We start from the raw sequence: 21,826 nt of genomic DNA on the forward strand, positions 1-21,826 counted from the left end.
TTTTCCTAGTAATTTATTTTTTCCAGTCGCAACTCTGTTTCTTTATCGGTCACTTCTCTAAGTAGAATATAGCCATTTTTTGCACTCATGGTAGATATTTTTCCTTCTCCTGTTTTTAAATTGATCTTTTGTAGAGAAAATTGACCCTCTGAATAAGTAACAATTCCCAGAACCCAATTATTTGCTTTCAACTTGGTTAGCAATCCCATTTCTTTTTCATTATCCTGATAGAAGTAGGCATAATCATCTCCTTTTATTTTCTGAGCATACAAGTAATCGAAATAGCCATTGCTCTGCAAATATTTTCCATAGGCTTCAAGTTTGTTTATTTTGTTTTTAAACTTATTGATTTTCAAAAACGATCTCACTTTAAATTCTTCATCCAATTCCACCATATACAAGTCTAAAATATGGGTGTTTCTAGTTGGCTTAAAACCCTCATATACCATAACGGTTTTTCCTGTGGAGGTAGTGGTAATTCCAGTTGGATGAATGTAAAAATCACCATCAATTTTGCCAAATTGGTCTATGTTTAAATGTCCTTTGAATGCTTCCCATTTTAGTGTTTTTTGATCTGTTAGTGTCTTGCTGACTAAATCATACTCTCGTTTCGAGTAACCTAAAATGCTATTATAATTACGTTCCTCTTTTTTGTTATGGCTGAAAACCATATCATAGATTATTAGCTGATCATCTTTAATTGCTAACCGATCTTCGGCATAGAGATATTCATTGTCCTTTCTTTCTATTGTGAGAATTTTGTTTCCATTATTGATTTCATAAACTTCTAAAGTTGAATGCCATTTGTTTTTATTTTCTTTAGATTTTACAGATTTTTGCAGTACCAAATACTTTTCTGAAACTCTAGCAACTGCATACTCTTCCTTTATTTTTTTGGTTTTTTCATAAACCAAACTCCACTTTTTATTTAAATCTATGTCATACACTTCAAAATCCGAAACATCTAAATAAAAATTTCCATATCGGTCTGATTTATTTTTTCCGTTATAACCGATATAGCCGTATCTGCCTAAAGAATATAAGGACTGTATTTTATTCAATTTTCCAAAAGTTTTATCATCTGTAAATTGTTTTTTTTGTGAACCTTCCACTACTTCACAATCGGATATTGAAAAATCATCCAGATTAATTTTCCTAAAAAACATACTTCCAACATCCCTAAATCCTGAAAAATGAATACTTAAATAAAGTATGTTTTGCTTTTTTAAGGCTCTTCCAACTGAAGGATAAACATCAATGAGCCAAGTATTAACATAAAATTGAGTGAATGTATTTGATCCCACTCGGTTTAAGTTTTTATCTAAAATGACATATTCAAGCTCTAAAAAATTCTTTTCGACTTTATCTTTTTGATACAAAGACAAATAACCCCAAACATCATCTCCCTTATCATCATAAATCGTAGTGAGGCCAAGGTATTTGTTTTCCGACAAATCGCTCATCTTTTGAATCTGAGCCTCCATTGTCATCGAACAAATAAATGTGATGAAAAATAATACTATTATGTTGTTTTTAATATTCATAGTAACTTAGGATTTGATTGAAATTTGTTTTTCGTAGATTTCTTATGAAGCTTAGGAATGTGTTGTAACTATTTGAAAATTTAGGCGATTCTGTCTGTAGGCATTTATTGAGCTTATACTGCTGTTTATATGTTTCAATTTTGGATAGATTATCATACATCATTTTTTTGAGTATGCCATTTTCTTTATCATCCTTCAATAAAATCATTGTTTGATAGAGCGATTTGCCATATTCTTTTAAATAATACAACATGAAAATTTCGTCATATTTTGTATCTGATTTTAGATCCAGGTATTTCAACTTGCTATACTGTGCGATTTCCTTTTCTTCGATTTTAAAATTATCTTTTATATATTGAACCCTAACATCAATATCCGGGTGTGTTCGGAGGGAATCAATATTCCAAATCTTACTGTTCTTTTGATAATTATAACTTCCTAAAATATTGTCTTCCAACCAATTTTCATCAAAATTGATTGCGGTATTTTCAAAAATTTTAATGTAATCGGATTTGGCTAGCGAATCTTTTTCTTTGTCAATGAATTTCAGAATCTTCAAAGTCTCTATTGATTTGTGGACATATTCTGGATGTGTTTTTCTAAAATAAACGAATCCGAGCGAATCCGCCTGATGTTCATTTGCCCTACTAAATATCCGGTTTTTGTAAACGAAATTCTTTATTTCATTTGTGGCCAAAGTCGCCTTATTGTACTTCGTTTTCTTAATTTGTTTCGTCTTCTCAATTATTTCCTGCGAATTGCTTTTTTCAATGTTATCTTGAAGCGATTTAGCAACATGGTTCAAATGCTGATGTGCAATTTCGTGACAAATAATATAGCTAATCTCAAATTCATCATTAACATTAATCAACATCGGCAGATTGAAAATTACAATTCCCTCGCCAACATTATATGCATTTATACTTTCATCAAGCTTTAATAAAATCTTGATAGTATCAAAATTTACATCAGGATTACTTCTTTTAATTTCCTCAAATTTTTCATCTATCAGCTTCGAAAACTCCTTATGATAAACAAATTTTCCATCCTGAACATCTTTGAGAAAATCTTTTTTCTTTTCTAAAAAGATAGCTTTCATTTCCGATCTCACTTTGCGATTGGCGATCTTGTCTATCTCTGCCAATGTGTGTGTTGAACGTTCCAGGTAAAAAGACTCTAATTCCTTTTTATAAGCCGTATCCAATGTATCCAAAAGAATTTGCTGTGAAAAAATCAATTGGAAGGAGAAAGACAGTAGGATTGAAAAATAGATTTTCTTCATAAACCTCTTTTGTGTTTTGTGTGCGAAAAGTAGCGATAAAAAAACTATAAACAAAAAACGGAGACCTAAATCTCCGTTTTCCTATTATTCCTTTTGATGTATATTACACTTTGGCTTTCATCAACCAGTTTTTCATCGAAACTTCATTTTCTATAATTCCTTTCAATTCGGAAATGGCAACTCTATCTTGTTTCATAGAATCTCTATGACGAATGGTAACCGTTTTATCTTCCAGAGTTTGGTGATCAACCGTGATACAAAATGGTGTTCCAAGAGCATCCTGACGCCTGTAACGACGACCAACTGCATCTTTTTCATCATAGGCCACATTGAAATCCCATTTTAAATCTTCGATGATGTTTCGGGCTACTTCAGGCAATCCATCTTTTTTAACCAATGGCAAAACAGCCGCTTTTGTTGGCGCTAAAACCGAAGGTAATTGCAAAACTGTTCTTGTTGAACCATCTTCTAAAGTTTCTTCTTTTAATGAATTGGAGAAAACTGCCAAGAACATTCTATCCAAACCTACTGAAGTTTCCACTACATAAGGAGTGTAATTTTTATTTTCTTCGGTATCAAAATATTGCATTTTCTTACCTGAGAATTCTTCGTGTGCTTTTAAATCGAAATCGGTTCTGGAATGAATTCCTTCCAATTCTTTAAATCCGAATGGGAAATTAAATTCGATATCGGCTGCTGCATTTGCGTAATGTGCTAACTTTTCGTGGTCGTGGAAACGGTAATTTTCTTTTCCTAGACCAAGAGACAAATGCCAATTTAAACGAGTGGTTTTCCAGTATTCGTAGTATTTCATTTCTTCGCCTGGTTTCACAAAAAATTGCATTTCCATTTGTTCAAATTCACGCATACGGAAGATAAATTGTCTTGCAACAATCTCGTTTCTAAACGCTTTTCCTGTTTGGGCAATTCCGAAAGGAATCTTCATTCTACCTGATTTTTGAACGTTTAGGAAGTTTACGAAAATACCTTGGGCTGTTTCCGGACGAAGGTATAAATCCATTGCGTTTTCTGCAGAAGCACCTAATTTTGTTCCGAACATTAGGTTGAATTGCTTAACATCCGTCCAGTTTCTTGAACCGGTTTCAGGATCGGCAATTTCTAGTTCTTCAATTAGAGCTTTTACATCTGCCAAATCCTCGTTTCCTAAAGAACGTGCCATTCTTTCCAGGATTTCTTTTTTCTTCGAAAGATATTCCACCACTCTGGCATTTGTAGTGACAAATTCCTCACGGTTGAAGGCTTCACCAAAACGAACGCTTGCTTTTTCTATTTCTTTTTCGGCTTTCTGATTGAGTTTTTCTGCATAATCTTCAATCAAAACGTCGGCTCTGTATCTTCTTTTAGAATCTTTGTTGTCAATCAACGGATCGTTGAAGGCATCAACGTGACCTGAAGCTTTCCAAGTGGTTGGATGCATCAGGATTGCGGCATCAAGACCCACAATGTTCTCGTGCATCTGAACCATCGATTTCCACCAATATTCTCTGATGTTCTTTTTTAACTCTACTCCGTTTTGTGCATAATCATAAACTGCACTCAAACCATCATAAATTTCGCTTGACGGAAAAATATATCCGTACTCTTTTGCATGCGAAACTACATTCTTAAATAAATCTTCTTGTTTTGCCATAGTGGTGCAAAAATATAAAAACGGTTTGAATTTTAACAAAAAAGACTTGAAAAACACTTTGCTATAAATAAAAAAAGCCGTCTGAAATTGTTTCCAGACGGCTTGATTCTATGATTTAGACTGATTAGTTGACGATAATCTTTCTGGTTTCTTTTCTGTCTCCATCATTGATGTTAACCAAATAAACTCCTGATTGAACGTTGTTCAACTGCAGATTCTGAGAAAACATCCCTGTATTTTGATAGGTTTTATCAAAAATCTGTCTTCCTCTGATGTCATAAACTGCAATCTTGATATCAGTTGAAGTTGAAGAATTGAATTCGATGCTAAAGTTTCCTGTGTTTGGATTAGGATATAATTTGAAATTTTTCAATCCGAAATCATCGGTACTCAAATTATTATCTACAGCAAATTGTGTTGAATTTACTGCAATAAATATATTATTCACCGCTTCAATCATTATTCTACAAGTTGAAGAAGCAACACTTGGAACAGTTATTACTTCTGTTCCATCATTTGGCGTATTAGCTGCCAGCGTTATTGGATAGGTCAATCCGCCATCTGTAGATAACAAGATGTTTACATTTGCAGTACTTACTGGTGCCGCTGTAGTGTTGGCAACATTCCAAGTGATCGTTTGGGGTGCATTTGTCCACGTAATTCCTGATGTATTCTGAGATGTTACTCTGAAAGGTCCGGCAGAAGCATTGAATGTTACATTCATATTTTGTCTAGAAGTTTGTCCTCCATTAACTAATTGGTTATCTCTAACGGTTAAAGCAAAACTCATCGTTCTTGCAACATTTGGTATTACTTCCCAACTAACGGGGCTTGTCAAAATATTTGCTAAAATAAATTGCAAGGTTGGCATATATCTGTTTGGAGATACCGATGGCATTCTTGATCTAAAATTAGGATTAGAGAAAGTTGTAGTTGCACTTGGCAATGAAACGTTGGCTCCAGCATTTGTTTGTTCCCAACAGTAGGTCAAAGTGGTTTCGTCATCTGTTGCGTTACCTCTCAAGACAAAGGGAGTTCCAATTGGTATGGTATAGTTGCTTATCGGCGAAATAACTGGTGCACTGTTCCCATTTGGTATACCTATGGCACATCCTCCGCTTGGACTACTAATATGAGAAACCATTTGCGCTATACTTACTGCATGAAAATAAGCATCTGAATTATTCTGAACATTAGAAGGGCAAATTCCTGCATAAGCCATTATTGTAGAACCACTACCTGGTTCTACAGCAAAAGTTGCAGACCTATTACCGCCACAAGAATTATTAAACGTATGAGAAGCTCCAAATTGGTGTCCTACTTCATGTGCAACATAATCAATATCATATGGATCTCCTACCGGAGAAGTAGAACCTGTAATTCCTCTCGCTTTGTTTCCAAAAATACAAACTGAAGGAGATGCTGCTAGACCTGCAGTTCCTGTACTAACTGTGTGACCTATATCATAATTTAAGGATCCAATTGTACTATTAATTACTTGTTGACTTTGATTTATTAAAGTTTCATCATCATTATTATTGAAATTATCCGAAGTGATAAAAATAATATCAGTATTATTTGCAACCAAAACCATTCGAAGAGACATGTCTATTTCATAAACACTGTTCATACGGGAAACCGTAACATTCATTGCCGCTAAAACTGCGGCCTTTTTTTGGTCTATTGTTCCTGCATTAAGTCCCGCTTGATTTACATGATAAGCTGCATATTCTATAGTACATGCCATCGCTAATCTATAAGTTCTAAAAAGACCATCATTTGCAAATGCCACTGGTTCTTGCGATTCAAGCTCCTCTGACATTGTACTGTTCTCCAGACCACTTTCGGTTTTACATACAAAGTTTCTTGGATTGGTCAAACTTGATTTATTGTAAACAATATAATTATTCAAGTCTTTGGTATAAGGATCTACATAAAAAGCTCCTTCACTCGAAATAGTCATTGCATGCAACCCAAAAAGAGTTGTGGTCAAATAAATTCTTGCTGTTGGATTATCAATTCCTTGACCTACATAAGACTGAATTTCAGGATGCTTTTCAGCCAACTCTGCTTCCATAACAGAAGATTCATAGATCCTGTACTTTTCGAGATTGCCTTCAGCATTTGGGAAAGCAACAATTACATTTGAAACTGTAGGATTGCTAAAGTCTCTTGATGGTGCTGCTTTTAACTGATTTTTTAAACCTTCTAAATCCAACTGAAAAACTTGGTATTCGGATGGAATAGAAACTCGCTCTAATTTATCAGATTCGTTAATGCGTTCTTTTGATATGTTACTCCAAAGATCGTTTTGAGAGTTCCCAAAAGAAAAGGTTAGAATGGCTACTACGGTTACTAGTAATTTTGATTTCATAATATATTTATATTTTCTTGATTAAGCAAAATTAAGACTTTAAAACATTTAATTCATTTTCATACATACAAAAACTCTGTTATTTAACACATTTTCATGTTTTTGAAGGTTTTGTTGACTATATTTCAACTTGAACTTTAACAAAAAACCCTCTGTTTCATAGCTAAAACACATTGTATTATTAACCTATAACAGTTAATACTGCCGTTCACACCTAAAAAACTAACATTCATTTTATTTATTCGCCACATACCCCTAAATTTGCACCACTCTAAAAACCAAAATTTTGAAGATTTTTAATTCAATACAAGATTTCAAAACAACTTCTGGAACCATCGTCACGCTTGGAACTTTCGATGGTGTTCATATTGGTCATAGAAAAATTATAGAACGGTTGGTGCAAAATACCGATGAAAATACCGAATCTCTTGTACTTACGTTTTTTCCGCATCCTCGGATGGTTTTACAAGGCGATTCTGAAATTAAATTATTGAATACCATTGATGAAAAGGCTTTTCTGTTAGAAGAAAATGGGCTAGACAACTTAGTTATTCATCCCTTTGACAAAGCTTTTTCAAGATTAACGGCTGAAGAATTCGTTAAAAACATCTTGGTTGACATCTTCAACATCAAAAAAATAATTATTGGCCACGACCACCGTTTTGGCCGAAACCGAACCGCCAATATCGATGACCTGATTGTTTTTGGAAAAGAATATAATTTTGAAGTCGAACAGATTTCTCCCCAAGAAATTGATGAAGTTTCGGTTAGTTCCACAAAAATCAGGAACTCGCTTTTGGATGGCAACATTCAATTGGCAAACGATTATTTAGGCTATGATTACTTCCTTACGGGAACAATTGTAAAAGGAAAACAATTGGGAAGAACCATCGGTTTTCCAACTGCAAATCTTTCAATCAAGGAAAATTATAAACTGATTCCACTCAATGGAGTTTATGTGGTTTCTAGCATAATCAATGACAAAAAGGTTTACGGAATGATGAACATCGGTTTCAATCCAACGGTAAACGGACAGCATCAAACCATTGAAATTCATTTTTTTGATTTTGATGGAGATTTATACGACAAGGGAATTAAAGTTTCTATTTTGAATCGAATCCGTTCTGAACAAAAATTTGAATCTGTCGAGAAGTTAAAAGAACAATTGGCTCTAGACAAAACAACTTCATTGGAATTCATCAAAAACAAAAAATGATGCTAAAGAAGCTCTTTGAACCCATAGATAATGCACCGCTGATTATCTTCAGGATTTTTCTAGGATTTCTTCTGGCTGCCGAAACTTTTGGCGCTATTCTTACTGGTTGGGTCAAAAGAGTGCTCATTGAACCCGAATTTACATTTTCGCACATCGGGATGGAATGGCTTCAGCCGCTTCCAGGCTATGGCATGTATGTTTATTTCTGCCTCATGGGAATTTGTGGCACCTTGATAATGATTGGCTACAAGTACAGATTTTCGCTTGGTTTATTTACTTTTTTATGGACGGGTGTCTATTTGATGCAAAAAACATCCTACAACAATCATTACTATCTTTTGATTTTGGTTTGCCTGATCATGCTGTTTTTGCCTGCGAATAAATATGCCTCCTTCGATGTAAAAAACAAACCCGAAATACTGCAGCATACAATGCCAAGATGGTGTTCGGTTGTGATGATTTTTCAAGTTGCCATTGTTTACTTTTTTGCCACTGTTGCAAAATTCTATCCCGGATGGCTAGACGGAAGCTTCACTAAAATCATATTGTCGAATACGGAATTCGAAACGTTCAAGGATTTGTTCGGCCAGCATTGGTTTCATCTTTTTATTGCCTATTCCGGTATTGGTTTCGACATGCTAATTGTTCCTCTTTTGCTTTGGAGAAAGACCCGAACAATCGCTTTTCTTGCTGCAATATCGTTTCATATCTTCAATGCGATCTTTTTGCAGATTGGCATCTTTCCTTTCTTTGCCTTGAGTTTTATAGTGTTTTTTTATCCGCCAGAAAAAATCAGAAGCCTTTTTTTCAAGAAAAAAATTCCGGTCGAATATTCAGAACCTGTCATCGGAAATAAATCTGTATTACTCTACTTTTTTGTTCCGTTTTTCATCCTCCAACTCATTCTTCCCATTCGCCATCATTTTATAAAAGGAGATGTTTTATGGACCGAAGAAGGACATAGATTGAGCTGGAGAATGATGTTGAGGCAACGCCAAGGATATACCAATTTCAAGATCATCGACAAGAAAACACAAATGGAAATTCCGTATGATTACATGAAAAAGCTAACCCCAAAACAGCGAGGGTTTGTTGGCTCTAATCCAGATGGAATTTGGCAGATGGCACAAATCATCAAGAAAGAGTTTGCTTCCAAAGGAACAGATGTGAGTATTTATGTTTCTTCAAACGCATCCATTAATGGAGGTACATTCAAAACTTTGATTGATCCTGAAACCGATATGGCTCTTGCCAAATGGGATTATTTTTTCCACAACGAATGGATTTTACTCTATGATTCTCAAGGAAATATAGTGAGATAGCCTCTCAGGAACCGATTTTCTCAATTATTAAAATTTTATTAAATCCGCAAAAAAAGATAGCTTTCAAAAAGATTATTTTGTACTTTTAGTAAATATAAATTTGATTATTTATTGCTAAAAACAAAAAATTAAACGTTATGAAGTTATCTAGAGAATTTGCAAATGGATTTATTATCTTTTTAGGTATAGGTATATATTTCTTAATTTTAGAATACCTTGGTTTGGCCGATGAATTCTATTTAAGAGTACTCAATCTTTTTATTGTTGCCTTTGGTGTGAACCGAACCATTCAGATGAATTATAAAGATGGAATTCGAGGTTATAATCGCCACTTGATTTCAGCCATAACCACTTCGATGATTGGTGCACTTTTAAGTATTGCCACGTTATTAGGCTACATTTATTACAGAGGAGGAGAAGCCTATCTTGAAACACTTTCAAAAGGATTTCTTTTCGGAGGAGACACCAACATCTATTACTATTGCATAGGATTATTATTTGAGTCTGTTGCCTCATCTATCATCATATCGTTCTGTTTGATGCAGTGGTGGAAAGACAAAGTTGAAGTGATCAATAAAGTAAATTAGAAACTTTTTTTGTTTGAAGAGGGTTTATAACGATGGGAATTTCATCTTATAAACCTTTTTTATTTTCTAGAATATTTCAGAATTTAAACTTTAAATAAAGAAACTTTCTACTTAAACTGGAATTGCCTACTTTTGGAGCATTAAAAAATGAGGTATGAGTATCACAAGAAACAACTGGACTAAAGAAGAAATTATAGCGATATACAACAAGCCGATGATGGATTTGCTTTTCGAAGCAGCATCGGTTCACAGGAAATTCCATGACCCAAATGTAGTTCAGGTTTCTACATTATTATCAATCAAAACCGGTGGATGTCCTGAAGATTGTGGCTATTGTCCTCAAGCTGCACGTTATCATACCGAAATTGAAGGAAATGATTTGATGTCGGTTAGCCAAGTAAAAGCTCAAGCTTTACGTGCAAAATCAAGCGGATCATCTCGTGTTTGCATGGGAGCTGCCTGGAGAAACGTTAAGGACGGACCAGAATTTGACCAAGTTCTAGAGATGGTGAGAACCATCAATAAACTGGATATGGAAGTGTGTTGCACGCTCGGAATGATTACAGAAAACCAAGCCCAACGTTTGGCAGAAGCAGGACTATATGCTTACAATCATAACTTGGATACGTCTGAAGAATATTATAAAGAAGTGATTTCAACCCGTGGTTTCGAGGACCGTTTGCAAACCATCGAAAACGTCCGTAAAACCAATGTTACGGTTTGTAGTGGCGGAATTATCGGAATGGGAGAAAGTATCGAGGACAGAGCCGGAATGCTCGTTGCCTTGTCAACCTTAAATCCACAACCAGAATCGGTGCCAATCAATGCTTTGGTTGCCGTTGAAGGGACGCCTCTTGAAGAGGAAAAACCAGTTGAAATCTGGGAAATGATCCGAATGGTTGCCACAACAAGAATCATCATGCCCGAAACGCAAGTTCGCCTTTCGGCAGGAAGAATGAACATGAGCCGTGAAGGTCAGGCAATGTGTTTCTTTGCTGGAGCAAATTCTATTTTCGCAGGAGACAAACTCTTGACAACTCCAAATCCAGACGTGAACGAAGACATGAAAATGTTTGAAATGCTTGGATTGATTCCGCAGAAACCGTTTACAAAAGTATCACAACCTGAAACAGTTGAAGCAGAAGATTCACAGTTTCAGCCTTTGGGCGAAAAACCAAGATGGTCGCGTCCAGGACACACAATCGAAAGAAACTTGGAAGCATCTGGAAAATTGAAGGCATAATTAATTTCTTTTACTTTTGTTAAATTCATTTACAGTAAAATAAACCTTTTATAAATTTGCTCTTAACTCAAAGTTAAGAGCATTTTTTTTGAGTTTATTTAATCGCTACTGTATGAAAATGCAACTAACCCAAATTGAGCGTGTAAAAACTATTTCCAAAGAAGATTTTTACCAGAATTATGTAAAGAAACAAAAACCAGTTGTGGTCGAGCAACTCACCAGCGATTGGCCGGCTTTCGAAAAATGGAACCTCAACTACATGAAGGAAATTGCCGGCGACAAGGTTGTCCCGCTTTATGACGACAGACCTGTTTCTTTTAAGGAAAGCTTCAATGAGGCCCATGCCAAAATGAAAATGTCCGACTATATTGATTTATTACAAGAAAAACCCACCAGTTACAGGATATTTTTATACAATTTAATGAAGGAAGTTCCTTCACTAAAGGACGATTTCAAGTGGCCAAATATCGGTTTGAATCTCATCAGGCAACTTCCGATGTTATTTTTTGGAGGCGAAAATTCAAAAGTCTTTATGCATTATGATATTGATTATTCAAACATCTTGCATTTTCATTTTCATGGAGAAAAAAGGTGCATGATTTTCCCACAGGACCAATCAAAATTTATGTATAAGATTCCCCATTCCTTGATTTCGAGAGAAGACATTGATTTTGACCATCCTGATTTTGAAAAATTTCCAGCCTTGCAACATGCAAAAGGTTTTGTTTGCAATTTAAAACACGGCGAAATGCTGTATATGCCGGAAGGCTATTGGCATTATATGAAGTACTTAACTCCAGGATTTTCAATGAGTTTGAGGGCTTTTCCTAGAAGCTTTGGAAATTTATCTAAAGCAGTTTACAACATTTTCATAATGCGGAATTACGACAGCCTGATGCGGAAATGGAAAGGACAGAATTGGATTGATTACAAAAATGAAAGGGCAATTACCAACACCAATAAAAAAATCCAACCCTGAAAATCTATTTTATTCCATTTCATTACTTCTCACTATATTTGACCAAATATTTCCCCATTATGTTTACAAGCAACAGGCGGTTCAGGTATTGGTTTTTCAGTGTCCTGATTTGTCTTTTTTTTAGTATTCCCTCAAAAGCCAGTACCATTGAAAAATGCGATTCGCTTATTGTTGCTGGAGTAACTGCTTTAAACAACAACCAATATATAAAATCCCTGGAATTCCTGACCCAAGCCCGAACCTTGGCCGAAAAAAACCGTTGGCACAAGCAGAGCTTTCTTGCCATAAACAATATTGGAGCCAATTATTACAGGCTTTTGGAATATGGCGAAGCCCTGAATTACTACATCGAAGCCTATTCGATTGCCTTGAAAGAGTTGGATCCAAAGTTTGAAATGATTGTTTTGAACAATATTGCCATTCTTTATTCAAAAGAACTTAATTACGAAAAAGCAAAAGAATATTTCAGGAAGGCCTACGATATTGCCAAGCAAAACGAAGACGGTTTAAAAATTGGTCTTTATGCCATGAATTTAGGCAACCTCGCCAACGAACAGAAAGATTCAAAATTGGCAAGGACCTATTTTAACGAAGCACTTCCGCTTTTGGTAGATGGGCAACATTTTCTTATTTTGGCAAAAGTAGGCCTCATTCAATGTGATTTAAACGAAGGAAAAGCCACAAAAGCACGTCAGGAAGCATTACATCTCATTGAAAACACCAAGGATTTAAGCTTTTATGAAGCTGATATTTCTTTGACTACCGTTATTGCAAAATCCTACATAAAGGACAACCTTTTGGATGAAGCAACAACTTATGTCAATCTGATTTTGGGAAAAAATCCGAATATTGAAACTAAAATTACTGCGTTTGAATTGCTTTCGGAAATCAATTTCAAGAAAAAAAATTATGATCTGGCTTTTAGTTTCAAGGATTCTGTTATGGATTCGAAATCAAAACTAAACGAAGTTAAAAACGGAAAGCTGTATGAAACCAGCAAGGTGAAATTTGAAATTCAGAATTATCAAAACCAAATCAAGCTGAATGAAGCCAAGTTGAGCAGTGAAAGAAAAATGTTCTATTCCATCATTGCCATTATAATTATTGTCGTGATTTTTATCGTTTGGATCTTGAGAAACCTTTCGGTGAAGCACAAACAGAAAAAATTGATAGCCGAACGAAACGAGCAAATCCTTGCATTGGAACTCGAAAAGGAAAAGAACGATTTGCTTTTATTGGAAAAACAACTCAACGAACAAAAGGCAATTTCGATGCTCGAACAAGAGCGACTAAAAAACGAAGTCGAACAAAAAAACCGGAAATTATCGGCGAAAGCCTTATACCTTTCTGGAAGAAACCAAATGATTGAGGAGGTTTTGTCGGAACTTTCAGAGTTGCCACAGGTTTCCAGCCAAGATGTATTGGTTAATCATATCCAAACTTTGAAAACGCATCTCAAAACCGATAACGAATGGGACAGTTTTATTACCCATTTTGAAGAGGTGAATCAAAATTTCCTTAACAAACTAAAATCCAAACATCCGAATTTAATTGCAAATGATATTCGTTTTCTATCGTATATTTATATGAATTTGAGCACCAAGGAAATTGCTTCGATGCTCAATATCGCTCCTGAATCCTGCCGAAAACGCAAGGAACGGATTTCTGCAAAGATGGAAATTCCAGATGACATCAGTCTTTATGACTATTTGGCGACCATCTGATTACTTGATTTATTGCTGCCTTCACGCTTTGTCTGATAGTATGTCACGCTTTGTCTGATTTTATTTTTTGATAATAGTTGGCGTTTTCTGAACATTTAGAAAATAAAAAACCAACCATATGAAAAAAATTACATTTTGTTTTGCTCTTCTGGTTCTTACTGCTTTTAGCGGCCTGGCACAAGTGCAATTGGGAGATGGAACAGCAATTGAAAAAGGAGTTCCTTATGAGCCTGGCACTCCCTATTCCTATGCACAATCTATTTATTTATCTTCGGAAATTTCAGCTACTGGAAACATAAATTCCATACAGTGGTATTTTGCAGGCTCATCGAATCTTGAAGGAAGCCAAGAACTAACGGTTTATCTAGGACACACAACGAAGACTTCTTTTTCTTCTGGCAGCGATTGGGAGCCCATTGCAAACTTAACAGAAGTTTACACTGGGGGAATTTATGCAAATGGATCCGGATGGGTTACTATTTATTTCAACACTGAATTTTCATACAACGGAACAGATAACTTAGTTGTTGCTGTAAAAGAAAATAGTGCTGAATCGGACAGCTGGGAAGATCATTTTTATGCCTATGAAGTTACAGGCGACCGATCTATCACTTATTCGAGCTGGGGAGAAGCGGTGAATACGGAAAATCCGGAAGAAGGGATTTCGATCAACTTTGTTCCTAATGTGGTTTTTGATGGAATTAATCAAGCGTGTCCAAAACCAATGAATCTGTTGGCCGAAGAACCAACCACTAGTGGTATTACTTTATATTGGAGTTCTAATGCCCCAGTTTTGGGAGGATCACAATACTATATTAGCACCAACAATACAGCACCAACTGCAACTACTGAACCAACCGGAAGTGTTTCATCTGGCGAAACGGCAGTTGTGTCTAGTGGTTTATTGTCGGGTACTAAATATTATGTATGGGTAAGGGATATTTGTGAGTCAGGTCCTGGAACTTGGTCCAACATGGCTTCTTTTATTACCGATTGTGAACCTACAGATTCCTTTTTTCAAAATTTCAATTCGGCTTCAACAGGAATTGTTCCTATTTGCTGGTCGACTATCGTTTATAATGCAAATACTACTCCTTCTGGAAGTGTTACGGTAACCAATGAAGATGGATATACAGGAAATTCTATTGAATTTTATCGCAGCGATGCAACTTCTGATCTAATATTAGTATCACCAATAGTTTCAAATCTGGCAGACAATACACATCGTTTGAAATTTTATGCTAAACATTCTTTTAGTTCGCAAGGAGGATTTTCTGTAGGAACAATGGATGGAAACACATCAGATTCGAATTTTACGGAAGTTCAATCCGTAAGTGCTACAAATGCTTTTAAAGAATATACAATTGATTTTACTGAAGTTGGATTTACTGGAGATACTTACATCGCGATTAAATTAAATACCTCAGATGATAATTTCTTAGGATATATTGACAATATCCGTTGGGAAACAGCCCCTTCATGTGCTGATGTTTCAAATGTGATTGTTCCCATAGCAACTACAACCACTGCAACAGTTGCATGGACATCCGAGGAAGATGTAACGGAATGGGAAGTGGTGTATAGTGAATCTGCAACTGCCGATCCATCTACACTGACTCCTGTAATCAATGTTACTGATGAACCTACAGCTTTACTAACGGGACTGACCGCCGAAACCAACTATTTTGTTTGGGTGCGTTCTGTGTGTGACGGATTGGCCTATTGGATAGGACCAATCAATTTCAGCTCGGCTTGCCAACCTATAAACAGCATCAATGAAAATTTTGAATCCACTGCTGGAACAAACTTGCCAACCTGCTGGTCTAAAATTCTAAGAGGGGAAACCCTTTCACCATATGCCTCGATTACTGCCGGATATAATGACACCGCTACTTCAGGAGAAAACAGTATTCATTTTTATACCGGTTTTCCAAATTCTTCGCCAACAGATGATATGATTGTAGTTACACCTAACCTTGGGAATTTATCTAACGGAACCCATCGTTTGAAATTTTTTGCAAAGGGAACAGGTAATGTACAAGTCGGAACTTTGGCCGGTAATAGTGTTTCTGCCGAATTCAATTCTTTTGAAGCCATAAATGTTTCTAATTCAGGAATGACAGAATATGTTTTTGATTTTTCTTCTTATGACGGAACAGACACTTATATCGGTATCCGATACAATGTATCCACTTCCAATCAAAACCTATATATTGATGATGTTGTTTGGGAACCAATTCCAGCTTGTCCGGACGTGACCAATATTGATGTTGTTGCTTTAAGCACTACAACTTTAGCTGTTGGATGGGTTACAAATGGAGCCACTCAATCGCAAACTGCTTATGGGCTTAGCTCTGTAACAGATCCAAATGATGCTATCATTTCTGAAATACTTACTATCCCAAGTACGGAAATTTCAGGATTAAACAGCAACACACTCTATAAGATATGGGTACGAACAGTTTGTGGAGAGGCAGATGGAAATGGGACTTGGATTGGACCGTTTTCTGTTAGAACCCCTTGTGAAGCTGTTGCTTCATTTAATGAAACATTTGAAGCTGCAATTGCTCCAGATCTTCCTTCTTGCTGGAGTGCTATCCTTCAAGGAGAAGATATAGGATTTGCAAGTGTTGGCCTAGTAACTTGGCAACCTTATGAAGGAGAAATCGGAGTGGAAATATCTAATGCTGGAGCTCCATCTACGGCTGACATCATTTTGGCTTCCCCAGTAGTTTCTAACCTTTCGGCAGGAACACATCGTGTGAGATTTTTTGCCAGTCATTTTGATGTGGCCAATTTAGATGTTGGAACACTTAACGATGATAATGTTTTTACCTTTTTTGAAGCAATTGAATTGACCAATGTTTATGAAGAATATACCGTTAATTTTTCATCTTATACCGGAACCGACACTCGAATTGGTTTCAGAATGAATTCAGAAGAACAATATAAATCTGTTAATATGGACAATATTGTTTGGGAAATTGATCCTGAATTATCAAATGGTGGTTTCGATAGCAATCGTTTTTCTTTCTATCCAAACCCTGTAAAAGAGGTTTTGAATTTATCTTATGATCAAAATATTACATCCGTTTCGGTGTATAATATTTTGGGACAGGAAGTAATTGCATCAAAATTCAACTCAAATTCTGCTCAAATTAACACTTCTAATCTTTCAACTGGAAGTTATATTGTTAAGGTTTATTCTGAAAATCAAACAAAAACTATAAAAATTATAAAAGAATAATTTCTTTTTTTAATATCGGAAAAGGCTGACTGTGCAAGACTTTCAGCCTTTTTTTGTTTTATATAACCGATTGAGACTAAATATAATCACGTTTTTTACCTTAGGGTTGTCACGTTTTTTCCTGTTAGTATTTAGGTATTGCAAATTGATTTTCGGAAAATTTAAAAAATCAAAAAACCTTAATTCTAATGAAAAAAATTACTTTTTGCCTCCTTCTCTTTCTGGCAATGTTCCAAAGTCAAGGACAGGTGCTTATCGGAAACGGTTCAACCTTAAAAAACCTCCCCATCAATCCCAACTATGGGTATTCCTACTCACAATCTATTTACACAGCCGCTGAAATCAATGCAGCTGGAGAAATTACTGGAATATCTTGGTTGTATGGCGGTCCTGCTGGAAGCAGCATTCCTAATAGTCAAAACCTCAAAGTGTTTTTGGGCCATACAACAAAAAGTGCTTTCTCTAATTCCGGCAGTGATTGGGAAGCAACTTCCAACCTGACGGAAGTTTATCAAGGAGGAATTGTTGTTAATGGTCCAGGATGGGCCTCAATTACATTTACAACACCTTTTAACTATAATGGTACCGACAATTTGATAGTTGCAACTGCAGAGCTATCGACTCCTTATGATCCTTGGACAAACATGTTTGTTTCGCACGAGTTAGCAGATAACCGTTCTATGATTTACCAAAGCGACGGTACGCTGCCAAATCTGGAAAGTCCTCAAAACGGAAACGCTATCAATTTCTTGCCTAACATTATTTTTAGCGGTATCCAACAATCTTGCCCTACTCCTTTTTTCTTGACTGCAGTAGTTGCAACCAATGATTTTGCAGTGGTTGTTTGGACTAATGGTGCCCAAGGACCAGACAATAGCAGCCAATACTATCTTTCAGTAACAAATGAAGCTCCAACTTCCTCTACTGAACCAACGGGATCTGGTAATCCGGCAATGCTGAATAGTCTAGAAGCCGATACGCTTTATTACATCTGGGTAAGGAACTTTTGTGACGGTACTGCTGGAGAATGGTCGTATCCAACTTCTTTTAGAACAGAATGCAATACCCAAACCAGTTTTACTGAAAATTTTGATACCACTCCTGTCAATTCTCTACCGGCTTGCTGGTCGTCTATAGTTAGAGGTCCCGGTACTGGAACTAGCACAACTGCTTTAACTTTTGAAGGAGAAGCTTTTACAGGAACTAACAGTGCCCGATTATTTAACGGCACAACAGGAAATGCAGCCGATATCATCTTGGTTTCTCCAAAATTGAGCAACCTTGCCACAAACACACATCGTCTTCGTTTTTATGCTGATTCAAATAATACAAGCGGATTGGTTATCGGAACTTTAAACAACAATACCATCAACGCTACTTTTACACCGCTTCCAAATGCAACAATCGAAATCTCGACTGAATATCAAGAATATGCCGTATCTTTTTCAGACTACACAGGCACTGATACTTATATTGGTTTCCGATTAAATGCACCTTCGGATTACAGTCCTGTTAGCTTAGACAACATTCGTTGGGAACCAGTTCCAGCTTGTGGAGATGTAACCGAGATTGCTGTCGGAAACATTCAACCAGAAACTGTCACTGTAAGTTGGGCAGAATCTGGAGAAACTGGGTTTGAAGTCGCTTATGATTTAGTGTCTGGAGCAACCGATCCTAATTCCTTAACTCCTTCCACAACAGCAAATGCTTCAATAGAATTGACGGATTTGATTGCCAATTCACACTATAACGTTTGGGTTAGAAGTACTTGTGAAAGCGGTGTTGGTTCATGGTTCGGGCCTACAACTTTCAAATCTGAATGTTATTCAATAAGCGGATTAAATGAAAATTTCGATAGTGTTACAGCACCTGCATTGCCAGATTGCTGGACATCGTTCATTAGAGGAGCTAGTGGCAATACAAGTGCTGGCGTTTCTGTAACTGCTTCCGGTTCATCATCTGCTCCAAATGCGGCGATAATCACTCCAGGGGCTTATATTACAGTTGATACTGACAATGATGTTATCCTTGTAGGGCCAAACTCAACTGAGGTTGGAGCAGGGACACATCGATTGAAATTTTCTGTCAGAGGAAACGGAAATCTTCAAGTTGGTACTTTAAACAATACAACTAGCACGGCTATCTTTACATCTTTAGAAAACATAACCGTTACCAACAGCTATCAAGAATTTGTAGTAGATTTTTCTGCTTATCAAGGAAATGACACTCATTTTGGTTTCCGTGTAAACAATACTGCGGCTTACAGCTATACCTACATTGATAATGTTAAATGGGAAGTTTCGCCTGCTTGTCCGGATGTTCAGAGTTTAGTTTTAGAAAGCATTACACCAAATTCTGCCACAATTTCTTGGGAAGAAAGCGGTACTGAAGATGCTTGGGAAATCGTTTACGGTGCTCCTGATACAACAGATCCATCTACACTGACCGATGATATTATTGCTGCTGATGAATCAATTAAGGAAATTACCGGCCTTGAAGATTATACCTCTTATGCTGCTTGGGTACGTTCTGATTGTGGAACGGACAAAGGAGCTTGGATCGGTCCGATTTTCTTTAAAACGGATTGTCTTCCAACAAATGCTTTAAACGAAAATTTTGATGCCGTAGCCAACAATTCACTTCCTGCTTGTTGGACTTCTATCGTTAGAGGTACAACAGGAACAGCTTTTGCAAAAGTGACAACTAGTTATGCACATACACCATCTAAATCAGTTGAAATGTACAACCAGAATCAAACTGATGATAATGATGTTATCCTAGTATCGCCAAATCTTGGCAATCTTAGTGCAGGAACACACCGTTTGCGTTTCTTTAGTTCTTTTCATAATGCTTCTTCGGTTGAAGTTGGAACTTTGGATCTAAATACTCCAAATGCTGTCTTTACTGCTATAGAAGAGATTAACCTTACTAACAATTTTGTGGAATATACTGTAGATTTCACACAATGGACTGAACTAACAGACCAATATATTGGTATTCGTTTGAGCAAAAACGGAACAAACAGCTATGCTCATATTGATGATGTTGTTTGGGAAGTAGCTCCATTATGTCCAAGTGTAATCAACGTTGAAGTTTCTGACATTACACCAGAAACCGCTTTTGCAACTTGGGAAATGGGAGAACAACTCACTGACAATTGGGAAATTTCCTATGCTACATCGGATATTACTGATGCTGATTTGGGAATTATAAGTGAAACGGCAAACATGCAAGAACATCAATTTGAAGGATTGACTCCAAATACACAATATAATGTTTGGGTTCGTTCTTTATGTGAGGATAACAATGGAGAATGGGTGGGTCCTAAAGTTTTCATGACCAAATGTGTTCCTGGAACTTCATTCAACGAAAATTTCGATTCAACTCCAGCTTTTTCATTGCCATCTTGTTGGTCTAAAATCATTAGAGGAGATTTCAATGCTCAAAATTTTGCTTCTGTAAACAATATTGCATTGAGTCCAAATTCTGCTCCAAATAACATCTCGATGTTCAACAGTGGGTATAATGCTTCGAACGATATCATCTTGGTTTCACCTCCAATGGACAATCTAGCCAATGGAACACATAAACTGACGTTGTTTTTGAAAGGTCAAAATAACCTTACTGGTATTCAAATAGGAACTTTAGATACCAATACAAACGAAGCCGTGTTTACCGAATTCACCACGATTGATGTTACTTCATCTTATGCTCAATATACAATTGATTTTTCTGACTATGATGGTTCAGACTTATACATCGGTATCCGCCATTCTGCACTTCAAGGAAACAGAGCTCTTTATGTAGATAATGTTGTTTGGGAACCAATTGTTACCGAAGCTTGTCCTGCTGTTTCAGAAGTAAACGAAAATTTTGACACTACCGCTATAGATACTGTTCCAGAATGTTGGACAGCTATTTTAAGAGGTCCTTCTGAAAACACATTTGATTCTATTGGCGTTAGATTCATGGATGGTGCTCCAACAACTCCGCATACTATGAATATCACTAAAGGTCTTTCTACTGCTGAAGACGATCAAATTCTTGTATTGCCAAAACTTTCTAACCTGAGTGCTGGAACTCATAAATTGGCTTTCTCTCATGCTGGTCCTCCATGTCAGATTGAGGTAGGAACTTTGAGCGACAATACTGAAAATGCTGTATTTACTTTTAAAGAAGCTTTTACGGTTGGAAGCGATTGGACACAATCAGTTTCTGACTTCGCCAACTATGCAGGAACGGATACTTACATCGGATTACGTTTAAACGGTGGAGCCTCTGCTTTCGTGAGTATGTTTGTTGATAACGTGATCTGGACATCGGATCTTGGAACAGGATCATTCGATAACTCGAAATTTGCCTATTATCCAAACCCGGTTAAGAACATCTTGAACCTATCTTATGAGCAAAACATCACTGATGTTGCCGTTTATAATCTATTAGGCCAGGAAATCATCACAAAGAAATTCAATGCAAATCAAACACAAATTGATATGTCAGGATTGGCCAGCGGAACCTACCTTGTGAAAGTTACCGCCAACAATACCAACAAAACATTCAAAGTGATTAAAGAATAATTTGATCGGTTAATTCTTAAAAGGCTGAAGGTTTCATTACTTTCAGCCTTTTTTTATATATTTATATTTCGATAAAAAAT

At 36.3% G+C, this 21,826-nt stretch carries 12 protein-coding genes; 8 read left to right on the top strand and 4 right to left on the bottom strand.

Annotation, left to right across the window (positions count from 1 at the left end; all coding sequences use genetic code 11):
- Nucleotides 1–5: 5 nt before the first annotated feature.
- The 4 genes from J2X31_RS15445 to J2X31_RS15460 all read right to left on the bottom strand — a co-directional run bounded on the left by J2X31_RS15445 (nucleotide 6) and on the right by J2X31_RS15460 (nucleotide 6,851).
- On the bottom strand, nucleotides 6–1,544 hold the full coding sequence (locus tag J2X31_RS15445; protein WP_310027884.1) for a DUF6770 family protein: 1,539 nt from the start codon (nucleotides 1,542–1,544) through the stop codon (nucleotides 6–8).
- Nucleotides 1,534–2,826 (bottom strand): M48 family metalloprotease, encoded by a 1,293-nt coding sequence (locus J2X31_RS15450; protein WP_310027885.1) that lies wholly within the window; start codon nucleotides 2,824–2,826, stop codon nucleotides 1,534–1,536. The genes J2X31_RS15445 and J2X31_RS15450 overlap by 11 nt, the downstream gene beginning before the upstream one ends.
- 103 nt (nucleotides 2,827–2,929) lie before the next feature.
- Complete coding sequence (locus J2X31_RS15455) at nucleotides 2,930–4,477, bottom strand: glycine--tRNA ligase (protein ID WP_310027887.1); 1,548 nt, start codon at nucleotides 4,475–4,477, stop codon at nucleotides 2,930–2,932.
- A 124-nt stretch (nucleotides 4,478–4,601) separates the two neighbouring features.
- Nucleotides 4,602–6,851, bottom strand: coding sequence for a reprolysin-like metallopeptidase (locus tag J2X31_RS15460; RefSeq protein WP_310027888.1), 2,250 nt, complete (start codon nucleotides 6,849–6,851; stop codon nucleotides 4,602–4,604).
- A 286-nt stretch (nucleotides 6,852–7,137) separates the two neighbouring features.
- Between J2X31_RS15460 and J2X31_RS15465 the strand changes: the two genes are divergently transcribed.
- The 8 genes from J2X31_RS15465 (at nucleotide 7,138) to J2X31_RS15500 (ending at nucleotide 21,746) form a co-directional block, all read left to right on the top strand.
- Nucleotides 7,138–8,067, top strand: coding sequence for a bifunctional riboflavin kinase/FAD synthetase (locus J2X31_RS15465; RefSeq protein ID WP_310027890.1), 930 nt, complete (start codon nucleotides 7,138–7,140; stop codon nucleotides 8,065–8,067).
- Nucleotides 8,064–9,389, top strand: coding sequence for an HTTM domain-containing protein (locus J2X31_RS15470; RefSeq protein WP_310027892.1), 1,326 nt, complete (start codon nucleotides 8,064–8,066; stop codon nucleotides 9,387–9,389). The genes J2X31_RS15465 and J2X31_RS15470 overlap by 4 nt, the downstream gene beginning before the upstream one ends.
- Before the next feature lie 137 nt (nucleotides 9,390–9,526).
- Entirely contained in the window at nucleotides 9,527–9,976 is a 450-nt protein-coding gene (locus tag J2X31_RS15475) for a hypothetical protein (protein WP_310027894.1), read from the top strand.
- Nucleotides 9,977–10,130: 154 nt separating this feature from the next.
- Nucleotides 10,131–11,219 (top strand): biotin synthase BioB, encoded by a 1,089-nt coding sequence (bioB, locus tag J2X31_RS15480; RefSeq protein WP_310027896.1) that lies wholly within the window; start codon nucleotides 10,131–10,133, stop codon nucleotides 11,217–11,219.
- Between the two features lie 118 nt (nucleotides 11,220–11,337).
- Nucleotides 11,338–12,198, top strand: a complete 861-nt coding sequence (locus J2X31_RS15485; RefSeq protein WP_310027974.1) for a cupin-like domain-containing protein — start codon at nucleotides 11,338–11,340, stop codon at nucleotides 12,196–12,198.
- Nucleotides 12,199–12,257: 59 nt separating this feature from the next.
- The gene (locus tag J2X31_RS15490; protein WP_310027897.1) at nucleotides 12,258–13,922 is read left to right on the top strand and encodes a tetratricopeptide repeat protein; all 1,665 of its coding nucleotides are present in this window, start codon (nucleotides 12,258–12,260) and stop codon (nucleotides 13,920–13,922) included.
- 118 nt (nucleotides 13,923–14,040) lie between these two features.
- A complete protein-coding gene (locus J2X31_RS15495) occupies nucleotides 14,041–17,169 on the top strand; it encodes a T9SS type A sorting domain-containing protein (protein WP_310027899.1) in 3,129 nt (1,042 codons plus the stop codon).
- 188 nt (nucleotides 17,170–17,357) lie between these two features.
- Entirely contained in the window at nucleotides 17,358–21,746 is a 4,389-nt protein-coding gene (locus J2X31_RS15500; protein ID WP_310027901.1) for a T9SS-dependent choice-of-anchor J family protein, read from the top strand.
- Nucleotides 21,747–21,826: the final 80 nt, after the last annotated feature.

This window comes from Flavobacterium arsenatis (assembly GCF_031456785.1).
Taxonomy (GTDB): Bacteria; Bacteroidota; Bacteroidia; order Flavobacteriales; family Flavobacteriaceae; genus Flavobacterium; species Flavobacterium arsenatis.